This is a genomic window from Roseovarius salincola (assembly GCF_026891095.1).
Classification (GTDB): Bacteria; Pseudomonadota; Alphaproteobacteria; order Rhodobacterales; family Rhodobacteraceae; genus Roseovarius; species Roseovarius salincola.
Map to the genome: position 1 here is coordinate 17,581 of NZ_JAPTNL010000005.1, position 15,895 is coordinate 33,475.

16 protein-coding genes are annotated in these 15,895 nt (G+C 63.7%); 10 read left to right on the top strand and 6 right to left on the bottom strand.

Going from position 1 to position 15,895, the window contains the following annotated elements; all coding sequences use genetic code 11:
* Nucleotides 1-21: 21 nt before the first annotated feature.
* Complete coding sequence (locus N5A93_RS07800; protein WP_268954524.1) at nt 22-720, bottom strand: endonuclease/exonuclease/phosphatase family protein; 699 nt, start codon at nt 718-720, stop codon at nt 22-24.
* Between the two features lie 40 nt (nt 721-760).
* Between N5A93_RS07800 and N5A93_RS07805 the strand changes: the two genes are divergently transcribed.
* A complete protein-coding gene (locus tag N5A93_RS07805; RefSeq protein WP_268954525.1) occupies nt 761-1,396 on the top strand; it encodes a DUF2238 domain-containing protein in 636 nt (211 codons plus the stop codon).
* Between the two features lie 7 nt (nt 1,397-1,403).
* Here the strand turns inward: N5A93_RS07805 and N5A93_RS07810 are convergent, their stop codons facing one another.
* From N5A93_RS07810 to mazG, 3 genes are all read right to left on the bottom strand, one after another.
* A complete protein-coding gene (locus N5A93_RS07810; RefSeq protein ID WP_268954526.1) occupies nt 1,404-2,825 on the bottom strand; it encodes a protein adenylyltransferase SelO in 1,422 nt (473 codons plus the stop codon).
* Nucleotides 2,826-2,856: 31 nt separating this feature from the next.
* On the bottom strand, nt 2,857-3,303 hold the full coding sequence (locus N5A93_RS07815; RefSeq protein ID WP_268954527.1) for a GNAT family N-acetyltransferase: 447 nt from the start codon (nt 3,301-3,303) through the stop codon (nt 2,857-2,859).
* Nucleotides 3,304-3,433: 130 nt separating this feature from the next.
* Nucleotides 3,434-4,255 (bottom strand): nucleoside triphosphate pyrophosphohydrolase, encoded by an 822-nt coding sequence (gene mazG / locus N5A93_RS07820; protein WP_268954528.1) that lies wholly within the window; start codon nt 4,253-4,255, stop codon nt 3,434-3,436.
* A 64-nt stretch (nt 4,256-4,319) separates the two neighbouring features.
* Between mazG and N5A93_RS07825 the strand changes: the two genes are divergently transcribed.
* From N5A93_RS07825 to N5A93_RS07850, 6 genes are all read left to right on the top strand, one after another.
* The gene (locus N5A93_RS07825; protein ID WP_268954529.1) at nt 4,320-5,483 is read left to right on the top strand and encodes a M20 aminoacylase family protein; all 1,164 of its coding nucleotides are present in this window, start codon (nt 4,320-4,322) and stop codon (nt 5,481-5,483) included.
* A 35-nt stretch (nt 5,484-5,518) separates the two neighbouring features.
* Entirely contained in the window at nt 5,519-6,496 is a 978-nt protein-coding gene (speB, locus tag N5A93_RS07830) for an agmatinase (RefSeq protein WP_268954530.1), read from the top strand.
* Nucleotides 6,497-6,904: 408 nt separating this feature from the next.
* A complete protein-coding gene (locus N5A93_RS07835; protein WP_268954531.1) occupies nt 6,905-7,192 on the top strand; it encodes a sll1863 family stress response protein in 288 nt (95 codons plus the stop codon).
* A gap of 11 nt (nt 7,193-7,203) precedes the next feature.
* Complete coding sequence (locus tag N5A93_RS07840; RefSeq protein WP_268954532.1) at nt 7,204-7,656, top strand: sll1863 family stress response protein; 453 nt, start codon at nt 7,204-7,206, stop codon at nt 7,654-7,656.
* Nucleotides 7,657-7,731: 75 nt separating this feature from the next.
* Entirely contained in the window at nt 7,732-8,475 is a 744-nt protein-coding gene (locus N5A93_RS07845) for a ZIP family metal transporter (protein WP_268954533.1), read from the top strand.
* Nucleotides 8,476-8,623: 148 nt separating this feature from the next.
* Nucleotides 8,624-9,103 carry a hypothetical protein gene (locus N5A93_RS07850; protein WP_268954534.1) on the top strand — a complete coding sequence of 160 codons (480 nt, stop codon included), beginning with the start codon at nt 8,624-8,626 and terminating at the stop codon, nt 9,101-9,103.
* A gap of 86 nt (nt 9,104-9,189) precedes the next feature.
* Here N5A93_RS07850 and N5A93_RS07855 read toward each other — a convergent pair whose 3' ends face one another.
* On the bottom strand, nt 9,190-9,546 hold the full coding sequence (locus N5A93_RS07855) for an SLC5/6 family protein (RefSeq protein WP_268954535.1): 357 nt from the start codon (nt 9,544-9,546) through the stop codon (nt 9,190-9,192).
* A gap of 314 nt (nt 9,547-9,860) precedes the next feature.
* Here N5A93_RS07855 and N5A93_RS07860 point away from each other — a divergent pair, with 314 nt between their 5' ends.
* Both N5A93_RS07860 and N5A93_RS07865 read left to right on the top strand, forming a co-directional pair.
* On the top strand, nt 9,861-11,087 hold the full coding sequence (locus N5A93_RS07860; RefSeq protein ID WP_268954536.1) for an ATP-grasp domain-containing protein: 1,227 nt from the start codon (nt 9,861-9,863) through the stop codon (nt 11,085-11,087).
* 21 nt (nt 11,088-11,108) lie between these two features.
* Nucleotides 11,109-13,133, top strand: a complete 2,025-nt coding sequence (locus N5A93_RS07865) for a hypothetical protein (RefSeq protein ID WP_268954537.1) — start codon at nt 11,109-11,111, stop codon at nt 13,131-13,133.
* 214 nt (nt 13,134-13,347) lie between these two features.
* Here N5A93_RS07865 and N5A93_RS07870 read toward each other — a convergent pair whose 3' ends face one another.
* Nucleotides 13,348-13,542: a hypothetical protein gene (locus N5A93_RS07870; RefSeq protein WP_268954538.1), complete on the bottom strand. Its 195-nt coding sequence runs from the start codon at nt 13,540-13,542 to the stop codon at nt 13,348-13,350.
* A gap of 363 nt (nt 13,543-13,905) precedes the next feature.
* Between N5A93_RS07870 and N5A93_RS07875 the strand changes: the two genes are divergently transcribed.
* Nucleotides 13,906-15,873 (top strand): metallophosphoesterase family protein, encoded by a 1,968-nt coding sequence (locus N5A93_RS07875; RefSeq protein ID WP_268954539.1) that lies wholly within the window; start codon nt 13,906-13,908, stop codon nt 15,871-15,873.
* The last annotated feature ends 22 nt before the right edge of the window (nt 15,874-15,895 follow it).

The window sequence follows — 15,895 nt, forward strand, 5'->3', positions numbered from 1 at the left end:
TGCAGGTGTCAGACCCGCATATCAGGCGGAGGCGAGATCGGCCCAGACCGGCAGGTGATCGGATGCGATCCGCGCGGGGCGCAGGCGGTGAACGCCCGACGCGAGCGCGCGCAGATCGGGGCTGAGCGCGATACGGTCCAGTGCAGCCACCGGACGCGGCGCGGGAAAGCTGGCATGGCCGGGCAGGAAGCGAACAAGTTTCACCGCCGCGTCCAGCGCCATGCCCGAACCCCAATCGTTGAAATCCCCCGCGAACACGGTCGGCATCGGGGCAAGCACATTGAGTGCGCGGTTGATCGCCGAAAGCTGCAACAGCCGGTAGCGGCGCACCAGCCCCAGATGCAGACCGATCACCCGCACGGGGCCGATGGGCGTGTCGAGATCGGCGCGGATCGCGCCGCGCGGCTCCAGTCCGGGCAATTCCAGGTGGGCCGTGGCAAGGATGCGGGCATCGCCGCGCAAAAGCATCGCGTTGCCATGCCAGCCAAGCGAGCCGCCGGGCTGGCCGAAGGGCAGTGCCTGCCAGCCATCCTCTTCGAGCATGTCATGGGGCAGTGCGGCAGGACGCGGCGGCAGGCGTTTGTCGACCTCTTGCAGCACGACAAGGTCGGCGCCAAGGGCGTTGATCACCCCGAGGCTGCGGCCGGGCCGGCGGCGCAGGTCGAGTCCGACGCATTTTTGAAGGTTGTAGGTTGCAATTCGAAAGGTGGGGGCATTCATGATAGTCATATAAAGGAACTCGAAAGGGATTTGTCACCTCGTGTTTTCGGATCAGACATGGCTGGCAAGATTGATCTGGGCCGCGCTGGTCTGCGTGGTGCTCTGGGCGGTGTTCGAGTGGCAACTGGAGCTGGCCTTCGTGGCACTGGCGACGCTGGCGCTGTCGATGGCGCCGGTCTATGTGGCGAAATGGGCCGATATCCGGGTGCCGCCCAGTTTCATCGCCGCGCTGGGTATCTTTGTGGCGGGCACGCTGTTCCTGGGCGAGGTGTTCGATTTTTATGGCCGGTTGTGGTGGTGGGACATGGCGATGCATGCCAGTTCCGCGATCGGTTTCGGCCTGATCGGGTTCCTGCTGGTGTTCATGATGTTCCAGGGTGACCGATACGCCGCGCCGCCCATCGCGGTGGCCTTCTTCGCCTTCTGTTTCGGGATGACCATCGGCACGCTGTGGGAAATCTTCGAATTCGGGATGGATCAGCTTTTCGGGTTCAACATGCAGAAATCCGGGCTTCTGGACACAATGAGCGACCTGATCGTGAACATGATCGGTGCGGTGATCGGCGCGGCCAGCGGTTTTGCCTATCTCAAGGGGCAGGCACGCGGCGGGCTGACCGGAGTGATCGACGAATTCGTGCAGCGCAATCCCCGCTTTTTCAAGCGCTGGACGAAATGAGCCCGGCTCAGGTGCCGCAGAAGGTCTGTTGCACCACTTCCGAGGGTTCCGGCGGGCGGGTGAATTCGCTGGCGTCGGTTTGGGCCTCGAAGGGGTCAGCAAGCACGTTCAGCAACCGGTCGAAAGGCGCGAAATCCCCGGCCACGGCGGCCTGGATCATCTGCTCGACGCGGTGATTGCGGGGGATGTAGACGGGATTGGCCGCGCGCATGGTGGCAAGCGGGTCGGCCTCGGCCTCAAGGCGCGCGCGCCAGCTGGTTTCCCAGGCATCGAAGGCGGCCGGATCAAGGAACTGGTCACGCGGCGCGCCGTCGCTGAGCGCGCGGAAGGTGTTGGTGAAATCGGCGCGGTTCTCGGCCATCCGGCGCAGCAGGTCGGTGATCAGCGCCTCGTCATCCGCCTGCGCATCGGCCAGCCCGATCTTGCGCCCATAGGCGGCGAGCCATTGCGTGTGGATGCGCTCGGGCATGGCGTGAACGATGCGTGTGAAGTCTTCGACGGCGGCGTCCTGATCGGGCATCAGCGGCACCAGCGTCGTCGCCAGCTGCGCCATGTTCCAGACGATCACGCTGGGCTGGCTTGAAAAGGCGTAGCGCCCATGGGCGTCGATCGAACTGTAGACCGTGTCGGGGTGGTACGTATCCATAAAGGCGCAGGGGCCGTAATCAATGGTTTCGCCAGAGATCGAGGTGTTGTCGGTGTTCATCACGCCGTGAATGAAGCCCACCGACATCCATTGCGCCACCAGACGCGCCTGACGTTCGCAGACGGTTTCCAGAAATTGGGCGGGGGTTTCGGCCTTTGGGGCGTGGCGCGCGAGAGCATATTCGAAAAGTGCCTTCAGCCCCGGCAGGTCGCGCCGGGCGGCGAAATACTGGAATGTGCCGACGCGGATATGGCTGGCGGCGACGCGCGTCAGTATCGCGCCGGGCAGCGCGCCCGCCTCGCGATAGACCGGTTCGCCGGTGGTGACGGCGGCGAGGGCGCGGCTGGTGGGGATGCCAAGCGCGTGCATCGCCTCGGAGACCACGTATTCGCGCAGCACCGGGCCGAGCCATGCGCGCCCGTCGCCCATACGCGAATAGGGCGTGGGGCCGGAGCCCTTGAGCTGGATATCCCAGCGCTTGCCCTCGTTGTCCATGACCTCGCCCAGAAGCGTGGCGCGCCCGTCGCCAAGCTGAGGCGAGAAGCCGCCGAACTGATGCCCCGCGTAAGCCTGCGCCAGGGGTGTGGCGCCTTTGGGCGGGCGGTTGCCGGCGAAGGCCTGCGCCATTTCCTCGGATGTGCCGGGAGCAAGCCCAAGGCGCGCCGCAAGCGCGTCGTTGAAGGCGATCAGGCGCGGCTCCTTGACCGGGACCGGATCGAGCCGGGTAAAGAAGCGGTCTGGCAGGCGGGAATAGCTGTTATCGAAGGGTATTGTCAGGGCCATGGGTCAAACATAGTCCGTCAATGGCGAAACGCTAGAGGGGGCGGGTCATTCGCACCGCGCCGATCGCTGCGCGAAAGCGCAGCCGCGTGAAGAAGCGTTCGGCGCGGGTGTCGCCGGGGCCGAGATCGACATGCAGCGCCACAAGCCCCGCGCCCGCCAGCGCCTTGGGCAGGCTGGTCAGCACTTCGCTGCCAATGCCGCGTCCGCGCACGCCGGGGCGGATGTAGATTTCATCGACGGTGCCGGTCAGCCCGCCCAATGTGACCGACCAGCCGAAGCCGAGAATCGCGAAACCGATGGGCGCGCGCACCGGGCCGATCAGGTAGACAACGCCATGATGCGAGCCTTCGAGCAGCGGCAAAAGCGCGGCGCGGCGCGCTTCGGGCGGCATGTCGAGTCCGCGCTCGACGTGGCTGTCGGTCAACAGGCGGCACAGGAGGTCAAGGTTCTCGGGTCGGGCAAGAGTGAGCTGCGTCAACGGGTCGGGGCCTTCTGGTCCGGCGTGAAAAGGGCTGGCATGGAATGGTGGCGCGGAACGTGGGGCGCAGGCGCGCGAATGTCCAGCGATGATCGGCGGGGATCGGCGTGGTTTCGCTTGCCGGGGGCGCTCAGACCTGGCCGCGTTCCTCGGCCTTGGCGCGGTTCCAGAGCGCATCCATTTCGGCAAGGTCGGAGTCTTCGGGTTTTTTGCCTGCGGCGGCCAGATGGGCCTCGATGCGCGCGAAGCGGCGGGTGAACTTGGCGTTGGCGGCGCGCAGGGCGGATTCGGGGTCGACCTTCATGTGGCGGGCAAGATTGGCCATGACGAACAGCAGGTCGCCGAATTCCTCTTCGACCTTGTCATGCGTCAGGGATTCAGCCGCTTCGCGCAGCTCGCCGGCCTCTTCGGTGATCTTGTCGAGCACATCGCCCGTGTCGGGCCAGTCAAAGCCGACCCGCGCCGCGCGCTTTTGCAGCTTGAGCGCGCGTGTGAGCGCGGGCAGCCCCGCCGCCACCCCGTCAAGCACGCCGGTCTGGGCCTTCTCGGCGCGCTCGCGCGCCTTGATCGATTCCCAGTCGCGGGTTTGCTGTTCGCTGGATTTTTCGCGGCTTTCATCGCCGAACACATGCGGATGGCGCGCGATCATCTTGTCGGCGATGGCATTGGCCACGTCGTCAAAGGCGAAAAGCCCGCGATCGTCGGCGATCTGGGCGTGAAACACGACCTGAAGCAGAAGATCGCCCAATTCGCCGCGCAAATCGTCGAAATCGGCGCGCTCAATCGCGTCGGCGACCTCGTAGGCCTCTTCGATCGTGTAAGGCGCGATGCTGGCGAAATCCTGTTCGATGTCCCAGGGGCAGCCGGTTTCAGGGTCGCGCAGGCGGCGCATGATTTCGAGCAGGCGCGCGATGCCGCTGTCTTGGGCGTGGAGGGTCGGGTCCTTGGGCATTGCGCGGGCGTCCTTTCTGCGGTTCAAGGGAAGGGTGACGCGCAACAGGCAAGGAGTCCAGCCAATGGCCGTGATCAATCGCATCGCCGGGTTCGCCGAGGAGATGGCCGGCTGGCGGCGGCATCTGCATGCGCATCCCGAGCTGGGGCTGGAGTGCCACGGGACCGCCGCCTACCTGGTGGCGCGGCTGCGCGAATTCGGCATCACCGAGATCGAGGAGGGCATCGCGCAATCGGGCGTCGTGGCCCTGATCGAGGGGCAGGGCGAGGGGACGACCATAGGCCTTCGCGCCGATATAGATGCGCTGCCCATTGCCGAGACCACGGGCGCGCCCCATGCATCGACGGTGCCGGGGCGCATGCATGCCTGCGGCCATGACGGGCATAGCGCGATGCTGCTGGGGGCGGCGAAATACCTGGCCGAGACACGCAATTTCGCAGGCCGCGTGGCGCTGATCTTTCAGCCCGCCGAAGAAGGGCCGGGGGGCGCGCAGCCGATGGTGGATGCGGGTATCATGGACCGCTACGACATCGCGCAGGTCTATGCGCTGCATACCGCGCCGGGGGTGCCCGAGGGGACGTTCCACACCACGCCGGGGCCGATCATGGCATCGGTCGACACGGTGCATATCGACATCACCGGGCAGGGCGGGCATGGGGCGATGCCGCATGACGCGCGCGACCCGGTGATCGCCGCCTGCGGGATGGTGCAGGCGATCCAGACCATCGTGAGCCGCAATCACTATGCGCTCGACGACCTTGTGATCTCGATCACCCAGATCCATGCCGGCAGCGCCGATAACGTGATTCCCGGCACCGCCTATGTGAACGGCACGGTCAGGACCTTCGACAAGGCGGTGCGCGCCATGGTGCGCCGACGCATGGAAGAGATCGTCGCGGGGCAGGCGGCAAGCTATGGTGTCGACGCGGTGCTGCGCTATGAGGAGGGCTATCCGCCGACGGTGAACGACCCCGACAAGACCGCCTTTGCGGCGCGGGTCGCCGGTGCTGTCTCAGGAGAGGAGGCGGTTTTTGCCAATGGCGATCGCTTGATGGGGTCCGAGGACTTCGCCGCCATGCTGGAGGCGCGCCCCGGTGCCTTCCTGTTCCTTGGTCAGGGCGAGGGGCCGGGCTTGCATCAGCCGGGGTTTGACTTCAATGATGCTGTGGCGCCGGTGGGCGCGTCCTTTTTCGCACGGCTTGTCGAAGAGGCGCAGCCTGCCGGATAACCCCGGTCAGGGGGCAATGCGAAGGGCGGAGCGAAATGGCGCTGGAAGATGCGAAAACACAGGTAGACCAGGCTTTTACGAGCAAAAGCTCGCGCGGGTTGTCCTATGAGAACAGCTTTGGCGGGGCGCTGTCGTTCCTGCGCCGCCGTTACGCCAAGGATCTGGCGGGCGTCGATCTGGCGGTCACCGGCGTGCCGTTCGATCAGGCGGTCACCAACCGCCCCGGCACGCGGCTGGGGCCGCGCGCGATCCGCGAGGCCAGCGCCCTGCAGGTCTTCGATCCGCCTTATGGCTGGGAGGGGATGAGCCCGCTTGAGGAGTTCGATATCGTCGATCATGGCGATCTGGCCTTCGATTACGCCAGCATCCAGGATTTTCCGCCCGCGCTGACGCGCCATGTGCGGGCGATCCTCGAGGCGGGGGCGGCCAGTATCGCGTTGGGTGGCGATCATTATATCTCGTTGCCGATCCTAAGGGCTTATGCCGAAAAGTTCGGCCCGGTCGCCTTGCTGCAATTTGATGCGCATTCGGACACATGGGCGGATGACGACATGGACCGGGTGGATCACGGAACGATGTTCTACAAGGCCGTGAAGGAGGGGCTGATCGACCCGGCGCGCTCGGTTCAGGTGGGAATCCGCACGGTCAACCCCAACACGCTGGGCCTGCACAGTATCGATGCGCGCATGGTGCATGAGCATGGCCCCGCTGAGGTCGCGCGGATGATCAAGGAGATCCTCGGCGATGCGCGGGTCTATGTGAGTTTCGATATCGACTGCCTCGATCCGGCCTTCGCGCCGGGCACGGGCACGCCGGTCTGGGGGGGCCTGAGCAGCGCGCAGGTGGCGATCATCCTGCGCGACCTGGCGGGGATCGACGTGGTCGGGGGCGATGTCGTCGAGGTGTCGCCGCCCTTTGACGCGGGCGGCGCGACGGCGATCGCGGGCGCGCATGTGGCGATGGAGCTGATCTGCCTGTGGGGCTGGACACGGCGCGCGCGCCGGACCGGGTGAGGCATGATCGCCGGGGGCCAGCCGCGTTGCCATCTGGTAGCAAAACGCGCATTTGGCGGGCGCTGCCGCCGTCCACGTCGCCTGGTGCAAGTACAAGGCGCTTGAGGCGCACGCGTGAGCGCACAGGCATGTAGGTCTTGATGGAAACGATGGCCTGATGAGACGGTGATCGCGGCGGGTGCGTTTCTTGCCCTTGCCGCGACACCTTGCCTGCGTCGCTCGGCGACGCAGCGATCTTTTGTGGAATGTGATGCAGAGCCGGTTGCACCGGGTATCGGTTCTGACCTGGCGTCCCGCGCTGAATGGCTCTTACATTCAAATCATTGCATTCTTTCTTTCTGTGCGACACACTCCTGACACCCGATCTGAACATTATTTTTCAATCCCTGAAACCAAAGGAATTTCCTAATGACCGACAAGCAAGCATATATCGAGAAAGCCAAAGCGAGACTTGATCAGTGGAATGCAGAGATCGACAAGATGAAGGCGAAGGTCGAAGAGGCCGGGGCCGACTCTAAAATCGAATACCAGAAGCAGCTCGACGAGGCGCGCAAGCAGCGCGACGAGGCCGAGGAGAAGCTCAAGGAGATGCGGGCGGCGAGCGATGACGCCTGGGACGACATGAAGGCAGGCTTCGACAAAGCCTGGGACAGCATCTCGGGCGCCTTTGAGAGCGCGATGTCACGTTTCAAGTGAGGTACTTCAAGATGACATTTTCCCATATTCTCAGGGCCGTCGCCGTCACGGCAGCCTTCGCCTTGCCTGCCGCGGCGCAAGATCAGGACGCGCTGACCACGACCGACGACGTGCGGGCCGAGATTTCCGAGGCTATGAATGCCATCGCGGCCTATTCCGAGCAGGAACGGGATCAGGCACTGGCGCAGGCGCGCGAGGCGCTGAACCGCCTTGATGCCGAGATCGCACGACGCGAGCAGGCGCTGCGCGAGAACTGGGCCGAGATGTCGGATGCGGCGCGCGAAACCGCGCAGGCGCGGGTGCAGGATCTGCGGGATGCCCGTAACCGGTTGGGCGAGCGTTATGGCGCACTGCAGGCCGGTGCAAGCAGCGCCTGGGACGAGCTGAAAGCCGGGTTCTCGGATGCCTGGAGCACCTTCTCCGAGTCCTGGAGCGCGGCGGATGAGGACGACGCCGCGAACTGATCGGCCAGACATGGCTGCCCGCGATCCGGTCGCGGGCGGTCTTCTTGACTGAACCTGAACGCATTCGGGACTCTCATGGATACCAGTCTTTGGATCGTCATCGCCGCCGCGCTGCTGACCGCGATCATGACAGGTGCTGGCGCGCTGCCCTTCTTTTTTGTCAGGAAGATCGGCAAGCGCACCATGGGCTGGTCGAACGCGGCCGCGGCTGGCCTGATGCTGGCGGCAAGCCACAGTCTGATCGCCGAGGGCGTGTCGCTCGACGTCATTCTGACCCTGGTGGGCGTCCTGGCGGGGCTTGGCGCGATCGTCGTGGCGGACCGGCTGCTTGCGGGCGCGGGCGATGTCGAGGTGGCCGACCTGCAGGGGGCGGGGGCAGCCAAGGCGCTGCTGATTCTCGGCATCATGACCGCGCATTCCTTCGCCGAGGGCGTGGGGGTCGGTGTTTCCTTTGCCGGGTCCGAAGGGCTGGGGGCCTATATCACCACGGCCATCGCCTTTCACAACGTGCCGGAGGGGCTGGCCATCGCGCTGGTTCTGGTGCCGCGCGGTTCGCCCGTCTGGAAAGCCGGGCTTTGGGCCATCTTTACCAGCCTGCCGCAGCCGATCATGGCCGCGCCTTCTTATCTTTTCGTGGAAACCTTCCGTCCGTTCCTGCCGGTGGGCCTTGGCCTCGCGGCGGGTGCGATGATCTGGATGGTGTTCTCGGAACTCTTTCCCGACGCGTTGGACAATGTCAAAAGCGGCTCGGCGGCCACTGCGGTCACGCTGGCTTTTTCGGCCATGATGGCCTTTCAGATGCTGGTGCTCGCGCATTGAGGCCCCGCGGAATGAACAAGTCGATGGCCCACATTCTGCGCAACGCCTTTGGCCAACCGGCCTGCAGCCTGAACGCCGTCTTTCATGGTGCGGTCAAGATGGGCGCGCGCAGCTGGATTCGGATGACAGCCGCAAGGTTTGCGCCCCGATGAGCGATCCGGTGAAATCGGCCTTCCGCACCGTAACCGGGACCGGCAAGGATGACATCCGCCCCGGCGAGGTGCGCAACGGGGTCGTGCATGTCGCCGCGCTGACCCTGACCAAGACAGCGGATGCGCTGATCGACCCCAAGCTGGTGCTGTCATGGTTGCTGACAGCCCTCGCAGCACCGGGGGCAATGGTCGGGCGGCTGGTGTCCGTCCGCGAGGCGGGCGCGCTCTTGCCGCAACTGGCGCTCACCCGCCGGGTCGAGGCCAGCACGCAGCGCAAACGGTTCTGGGCCTCGGGCAGCGCGGTGCAGGGGCTGGCCGCGTTTGGCATTGCTGGGGCTGCGCTGCTATTGTCGGGGGCCGTGGCGGGGGTTGTCATCGTGGCCTGTCTTGCAGTGCTGGCTGTGGCGCGCTCGGCCGCGTCGGTCAGCTACAAGGACGCGCTGGCGCGGGGTCTTGAAGAGGTGCAGCAGGACTGAAACGCCGCAGCCTTGGGGTTTGCACGCGCAGTTCTGAGCATGTCGATGCCGCCTTCGCCGCGTTGTCCGTCCCGGATCATGGTCGCCTAGCTTTCGTATGCACGGGCCATGGCGTCAGACAGGGCCGAAGATAGGCCGACCAGCACGATCAGACCGATGCCAGGCAGAGTCGCGGTCGCGCTTTTCATTCCCGACCACTGTTCACGCAGGGCTGCGGTGACCAGCTTGGCGCGACCGATAGAGGACGAGAGCGCGGCGAGGAAAAGCAGCCCGAACAAAATCGCATCCAGTCGCAATCCGGTGCTGATCGACTCCAGCGCCCCGGGTGATGTCGCGAAAGTAAGCGGCGACCCCGCTGCAGGATCCGACCCGGCGGCGAGGACACGCGCAAAGATCGCCAGCCCGCCAGCTTGGCCCCGCCGGCATTCGCGCAGGGCGTTCATTCTGAGGCGGGTCTTGACGTCAGGCAGATCTGCGACCTGGTATTTAGGTTTTATGAATTACCTTTCTGATGCGTGGACCTTAGCATTTCGTCGATTCCATCAATATAAAAGACAATATAATAACGATAAAATGCACCTTTCCCAAAGTTAGCCGAGATTCAAAAGGAACAAAAATTTGAAGTAATGGTTAGATATGCTATGTAGTTTCCAAAGGGGCGAACGAAAATTTTACGATTCCGCATATCCATATCGCGGTCCTGGCACTGCTAGCCCGGTTCGCGTCCGCGCATTCATACCGACACGAAAGGCCAATCATGACCGAGAAGAATCCAGACAAGGGCTATGTGGCGATCTTGGGCTGGTCGCCGAACGCGATCGACGCCATCGACCGGTTTGACCGGCGCTATGTGATTGTCGCGCCACCCTGGGCCGAGGATTATGCCAGGGCCAATGATATTCCGTTCATCGCCTGGGATTTCGATCGGCTCAATGAGCGCTCGCATGAGATCGCGCATATGCTCAAGGACGAGGGCTGTGACGTCGCGATCCCGTTATTCGAGGAAACCGTCGAATGGGCGGGGGCGATCAATTCCGTGCTGCTCGATAATCCACGCCTTCTGGGCCAGTCGATGTTGTTTCGCGACAAGTCGCTGATGAAGCGGCGGGCGCAGTTGGCGGGCATCCGCGTCGGCATCTTCGAGGAGGCGGACAACCACGCGGATGTCGTGCGCTTTCTCAAGCGCGTGAACCAGACCCTGCTCAAGCTGGAAGGCGACCCCGACGATCCGATCCACTTCAAGGCGTTCGACAAGGCGGGTTGCCTTGGTCACCGCACGATCCGGACGGTCGAGGATGTCGACTCGATCTCCGGCGACGAGTTTCCGGCCCTGCTTGAAAGCCATCTGGATGGCTGGGAATTCGCGGTGGAGGCATGGATCAAGAATGGCAAGATCCAGTTCCTCAACATCTCGGAATACGTGACGCTTGGCTATTCGGTCTTCGTTCCGGCCACGCCGGAGCTTGAATCCTGGCGACCCAGGATCGAGGCGGAGATCAACAAACTGATCAAGGCGTTCGACATCGACTTTGGGTTCATCCACCCGGAATATTTCGTCACCAATGACGGCACGATGTATTTCGGCGAAGTCGCGTATCGGCCGCCGGGCTTCAATGCACTCGAGCTGATCGAGCGGGCCTACGGTTTCAACGGCTATCAGGGTATCGTGCTGGCCTTCGATCCCAAGACCACGCAAGAGGAGCTGGAGGCGTTCTTTCCCACGCCTGTCGAGGATGCAACGGGCCATGCCGGGTGTTTCGGGGCCTATCCGCGCCGGCGTGTGGTCGAGCGGATGGAAGTCCCCGAGGACACCGCCAGGGATCCCTATTTCGAGTTTCATGAATTGGCCCAGCCAATGCAGCAGAAGGTGACAAAGCGCACGGCTTTCGGTACGCACTGGGGCCTCGTCTACTTTTTCGGCGAGGATCCGCATCGTCTGCGCGATCTGCTGAAGGCACAGGAAGAGGTTGATTTCTATGTTTGATCATACCGGAGCGCAGCGCTGATGGCGGATACCGATCAGGTTGCCGAAGCGGACCGTCTCGCGGCCACGCTCGAAGGCCCGCTGGAGCATCTCCGGCAAGCCCGCCCCTTTGCCAAGCCGCGCTTTCAGGCGCAGGTTCTGGACGTCGTGGGGCGGCTTCTGCGCGCGCCGGGCGGGATAGAGAAGCTTCACCTTCTGGCCCCGCGCATGGATGCGGCGGGACTCTTTGCCGGCTCCGATTGGGACGCGCCCGCCAACCTGCTTCCGGGCCTCGTTTCGGGCACGCTCGAGCATGGCGCGCCGGCCTCGGTCTCTGCCGAGGCGGTCAGCCTTCTGCGGTTGCTTGCCGTGGCCAGGGGCGAGACCGAGCACCCCGGTATCCATGCCGCCGCTGCCCGGCGTTTCCTGACACAGGTGCTCGCGCTCAATATGCGTCGCTTCTTCGGGGCCACAGACGAAGCGGCCCGCGCGGCAGGCACGCAGCAGACCGCCACAGATGCGCTTTTCCGGTATCTGGCGGATCATGTCGGCTTTCAGGATGTGCTGGGTGAACTGGTTGACGAAATCTGGCGCATCCTGCGCCAACGGCCGATTCAGGTTGCGCCTGCCAAGGACATGATCGCGCAGATCGCCATCACCCTGAGCGAGCGCGGTGGCGAGGTCGGAGACAGGCGGCTCGGGGCCGACCGCCTCGTTTCGGCCCTGTTCGGCCCGACAGCGGCCTGCATGGGCGATCCGGGGCTCGAGAGATATCGCGAACGCCTCGCCATGATGGACGAGACCGACCTGCGCCACGAAGCGCAGGGTCTTGCGCGGGCCATGCACGATACGGGGCTTGTCTCGGATTACCATGCCGCCTTCCTGCTTTGGGTGCTCGATACCGAGCATGACGGCATGATCGCCGACACGCTTGGATTGGGCAGCACCGGGCGCGATTGCCTGCAGCAGCATCGCGGCCTCGTGATCGAGCTGATCCAGCGCGCAGTGCGGCCTGAAACGGCGCAGGCGCTCTATGGGCTGTCGCTGTTACTTGACCGGGGAATCCTGCATCACGGGCCGATCGCCCCCGCCTTTCGTCGTCAACTGGAACTCGCGCCTTGTCCGGCCGTCGCCGAGCGGCTCTCGGTCGCGGGCCTGCATGTCGCGCAACCGGCTGATCTGCTTTTGGCGGGGTGCATCCAGGTGCTGGGGCAACCCTTGGGCGTGGGGCAGGGTGCGAACCCGACCTGCCAGTCGGCCCGCGCCATCGCCATGTGGGGACAGAACGATCCAGACTATCTGCTGCATCTGGTGGCGCAGGCGGCGCGCATGGACACGGTGTTGATGCATTTCGAAGGCCGGGCGATCAACTCGGGCGCATTACCGGAGGGGCTGGCCATCGGCGCGCCGCTCGATGCCGACCCCGTTTCGGTCGTGCTGGTGCCGCATCTGGACCGGATCTATGCCGAGATGGGACGCCTCTGCGCCGACCGCAATGACGATCCGCATATCTGGATCAACCCCGAATTTCATGGCTGGTGGGTGGGGCGTGTCTGCGCCGTGGCAGTCGACGTCCCGACCGGCGCGCTGGCAGGGGCAGAGGATTTCATCGCCCGTTTTCACATGGCCTATCATCCGGACTACAATGGCGGTGAGCCTGTCATCCACCCCCAGCCGGCGGGCGTTGCGGCAACCGACGCCGCGGGCCGCTTCGTCGGCTGGCACGCGATTACCATCCTGCGCGTGGCCCCGGATCGCGAAGGTGAAATGCGCGTCTATTTCTACAACCCCAACAACGATTCCGGACAGGATTGGGGCAAAGGGGCGGTTGTCTCGACGCATGGGGCGGGAGAGCGTTTTGGCGAGGCATCGCTGCCCTTTGAGACATTCGCCTCGCGTCTTTACCTGTTCCACGAGGATGGGATGCGCCCCGCGCCTGCCTGCCGCCCGTCACAGGATATCCTGGCGTGTGTCACACAGGAGGCGCGCAAGACATGGGCCGCAGGCCGTCAGGAAATCAGCGGGGAAGCGATATCGCGCCTCGCCGCCACGGAACAACCGGCCTGATCCGATCCCATAGACCCTGCGCTGTCACGCGCGAACGATCCGGGCGCGGCCTGTGCTGGCAGATCTTGAAATGATATTCGCGCGGTGCCGCGGTGTGAGGGTCACATTCGTGTCAGGGCACTTTTGACCGGGTCTCACGATCGCGGTGGACAAGGTGCGGTGCAAATGCCGGGGTGCAGATCGCCACATATCGCGTCGGAGCGTCAGGGGTGCCTTAGCGCATCCATTCCCCGTAGCCGCAGATCACCGCTTCGCCGGCAGGGAGGATGTGGACCCCGGTCTCGGCTTCGACGTGCAGCACGCCGGAGGTGACGACCGTGATCTCCCTGAAATCCGGCCGCTCTCCCATCTCGGACCAACCGGCCGGGCTTTCGATGCGGGCGACGGAGTTGTCGGTTGTGGCGTGCATTCGACCGACCTACCCGAAGATGGATTTTCGATATGCCCGGCGGCGCGAACGCGGGTCGGATTTTGCACGGTCTGCATTGCGGCGCAATATCCCCGCCTGATGCGCCATTCCGATGGCGGCGCCGGAATGCGGTTTTGCGCCAAGCCGCCATTCTGAGCGGCGAATCGGCTTAACAAACTGATTAATATAGAAAAGCAGCCATCGGTGTCGCATCGGTATCACATCGGTATCGCGTCGGTTTCCGGAACGGCATCGCGCTCGGTTAACAGGGCGGGCGCCCCTGTGGGTATGCGGATCAATTCTTTCTATCATGCTAATGTTGTGATAACTGAATTCCGAACGAATTTTTCAGGCGGAAGTGATATGACCAAAAACCCGATTGGCGAGATCTTGTTCAAAGTTGCGATCGTTTCGGACACGCATGTGAATGAGAAAGAGGATTTCTCGGCCTCGCCGTATCCTGCCAATGCGCAGGCCAACCCGCGGGCGCGGCATGTCTTCTCGCAGGTCAACCAGATCGAGCCGGAATTCACCATACATCTGGGCGACATGGTCAACCCGGTGCCCGAACTCGAAAGTTACGGACCGGCCGCAGACAATTTCCACAGCATTGCAGCAGATCTGAAGGCGCCGATCCATCTGGTGCCGGGTAATCACGACATCGGCGACAAGCCGGTGAAATGGATGCCGGCAGGCATGGTGAACAGCGCGTTCATCGCGCTTTATCGCAAGCATTTCGGCAAGGATTATTACGCGGTCGTCAGCAATGGCTGCCATTTCGTCGTCGTCAACGCGCCTTTGATGAATTCAGGCGATCCAGCCGAGGCCGAGCAGGCCGCGTGGCTTGAAAAGTATCTGGCCAAGCACCAGGGCGAGCGCATCTTCGTCTTCAGCCATTATCCGCCTTATATCAGCGACCCGGCGGAACCCGGCAGCTATGACAATATCGAAGAACCCGCGCGCAGCTGGTTCCTGAACCTCATCCGAAGATACGAGCCCGAGGCCCTGTTCAGCGCGCATGTCCATAATTTCTGGTACGACCATATCGGCGAAACGGCGTATTACATCACCCCGTCCACCTGTTTCGTGCGTCACGATTATTCAGAAATGTACCGGATCGAAGGCGGCGATCAGAAGGGGCGCAACGATTCCGCGAAGCTAGGGTTCCTGACATTGGAGATCCGCGAGAACGGACATGTTGCGAAATACCATCGCAGCTATGGCGCCACGCTTTCGCCGGATGGCGGGGCGGCCAGGGCGGTCGCGCCGCGCCCGCATGTCAAGACGGGTGGTCTGGACCATGCCTTCGTGGATATGCGCCACGCCTGGGCCGAGGAACTGGTGGTTGCGCCCTCCGGTGCCGTCGACGAGTTTCGGCGCAAGCGTGCGCGCAACGATTATCCGTTGATGGCGATGTGGGAAATGGGGCTGAAGGGGTTGCGGGTTCCGATCCAGGACCTTTCCGATCCGCGCATTCGCCGCCGCATGGAGATCCTGGTGGGTCTTGGTCACCGTTTCCAAGTTTACCTTTACGGGATGCCGGATGACGCGGAACGGGCGCTTCTGATTGCGCATTCCGGCCTGTTGGACCGTCTCGAGCTTGTCTTGAACTGGGAAGAGGCCGACGAACTGGCCAAGGATATCGGGGCCCTGAAGGCCGAGGCCGGTCTTCGCGTCATTCTGTCGAGGGTCAATCGCAAGGATGGCGCCAAGCATACCGGCGCGCGGTTCAACCATCTGATCAGTCACGGTTTCACGCTGGCCGAGATCGACGAGCTTGAAGCGTTCATCGGCCAGCATCCGGGGCTGATCGATGGCGCGCAGTTCACGATTCCGCGCAGCGTCTCGCCCTGGACGACGGCCCGCAGCCTGTCCGGTTTTATGGCGACGACGGGCTGCGCGCCGGTGCTTTATGTGAAATCCACGGAAGCCAGCCCGGCGGAGGCCTTCGAAGACCCGGTGGCGAATGCGGAACGCTTTGCCGAAACGACCCTGGCGGCGATCGGGTTCGGGATCAATGTCATCCTTGATACGATGGACGATGCTGACCGGGGCTATTTCACGCGCACCGGACTGGTCGATCGGCGCTTCAACCCGAGGCTGGCGGGGGAGCTGATTTCGACAATTGCGCTGGAAACCGGCGAGGGCGGATGGACGGCTGCGCCTGGTGACAGCCCGGTTCTGGAAAAGGCGGGGCAGCGGCTATGGGTGGCGAAACCGGCTGAGGCGTCGGACGGCGCATGGATCTGCCCGCATAGCGGTTTGCGCGCAGCGCCTGGCGATACCCCGGAAACCGACCTGATCCTGAGGGTCGGACCCGGCATGGGCTGATTGAGGATCAGGCCGCCCGGAG